Source organism: Methylomonas sp. BG-2 (genome assembly GCF_057766305.1).
In genome coordinates, this window is sequence record NZ_JBYMAP010000440.1 from 1 (window position 1) to 1683 (window position 1683).

Sequence of the window (1683 nt, forward strand, 5' to 3'; positions counted from 1 at the left end):
ATGCCGGTTGACAGCTCGCTTCGCACGACAAGGTTAACAGGGCAAAGTTGCGAAAACGGCACATGACGCTAAGGCACTAACTATTGGTGCGACTTCGCATAACATTAATTATGTTAAATCTATGAAAGACCTGGGACGTATTTATAATTAAAACAAGGGCTTGGCCAGTGAATCGCTGCATATCAAGGGGCCGCGTATTCCATTGGTGGACCATTGGGCCTAGCGGTCACTACCATAGCCGCTGGTCGAAATACCCAAATGATCGGTGTCAGCCTGCCAAACCGGCTCTAGGCGATACCGGTGACTTTTTCCACCCATGACCTCAACGAAGGGCCGTCATTGGGCAAGCCATTGAAAGTAGTTTTCGGCTGGACTCGACCCAAACTTGACGGTCGCACTTCTCCAAACCAGTCAGTCAGCTAAATCCAGCGCCTGGGAACTGGAGATCTACAAAGCGGCCATTGGCGACCGCATCCAACGGCCAATTTTGCGACATCCACATATAGAGGGTGCCTGCCAATATCGAGCCCTCGCCATTTCGGCAAACACAGAGTGAGAAATCAATAAACACCTTTCACTCGGTTTTACTTACAGCCATTTTTTGCGGGACAAGTGATTACTGAAGGTGGACATGATAGCGATTATGTAAGAACCCAATTGAATTTTGTATTTTAAAAAACTGTGCGTAACCATAGGCTGTAATAATAGCTACCCATCACTACAGTACGTTAACGAGGTAAGACATGGGTAAAGGTCGGCTGGAGGCATTCAGTGATGGGGTACTGGCCATCATTATCACCATCATGGTATTGGAATTGAAAGTACCCCATACTGCGGACATCAATGCGCTGATTCCTTTGATTCCTGTGCTTTTAAGCTATGTGTTGAGCTTCGTCTATGTAGGCATTTACTGGAATAACCATCACCATTTACTGCAAACATGCCAAAAAGTCACTGGTTCGATACTGTGGGCAAACCTGCATTTATTGTTCTGGTTATCGTTATTTCCGTTCACAACTGCCTGGATGGGGGAAAATCACTTTGCGGCTATACCAACGATGGCTTACGGAGTGGTTCTATTGATGGCAGCAATCGCTTATATATTATTACAATACCTCATCATCGTTTCACAAGGGACAAATTCGCTATTAAAAAGATCTGTCGGTAGCGACTGGAAGGGTAAATCCTCACCATTGATTTACTTAATAGCGACACTAAGCACGTTTTGGTCGCCATGGTTAGCTCAAGGGCTTTATGTGCTGGTCGCATTGCTATGGTTAGTGCCAGATCGACGTATTGAGAACGTGATGTCTGAATATTAAAAGGATTTTTGATTTGCCAAGCAAATGACCAAATAAAACTGGGCTTTTCATTGTAACCTTCAACAATAAATTGAGTTGGTGAAGGTCTGCTCAAGCCTATTTGAAGGTCAGCTATTGAGAAACATGTATGGCGGCTTTCTGGCAGATTGGTTCAGCACCAATTAAAGCAATGGCTTGCGCGTCAATTTTTCTTGAAAAACTGCAATAATCAGAGGTTTCCTAACCCCTTTAAACGCCATAATCGGACTTTTGATTTAGTTTTGCCTAACCTGTGATTTTTTAAAAACCTATCCGCAGACTTTTCAATACTTCTGCCACTTCGGGTTTTGCGGCCGATGTGGGCGGGAATATAGCGCAGATG

At 44.6% G+C, this 1683-nt stretch carries 1 protein-coding gene; it reads left to right on the top strand.

Features of this window, described 5'->3' with window-relative positions:
* Window positions 1-743: 743 nt before the first annotated feature.
* A complete protein-coding gene (locus tag AC3B8H_RS21075) occupies window positions 744-1322 on the top strand; it encodes a TMEM175 family protein (protein ID WP_256612423.1) in 579 nt (192 codons plus the stop codon).
* Window positions 1323-1683 lie beyond the last annotated feature (361 nt).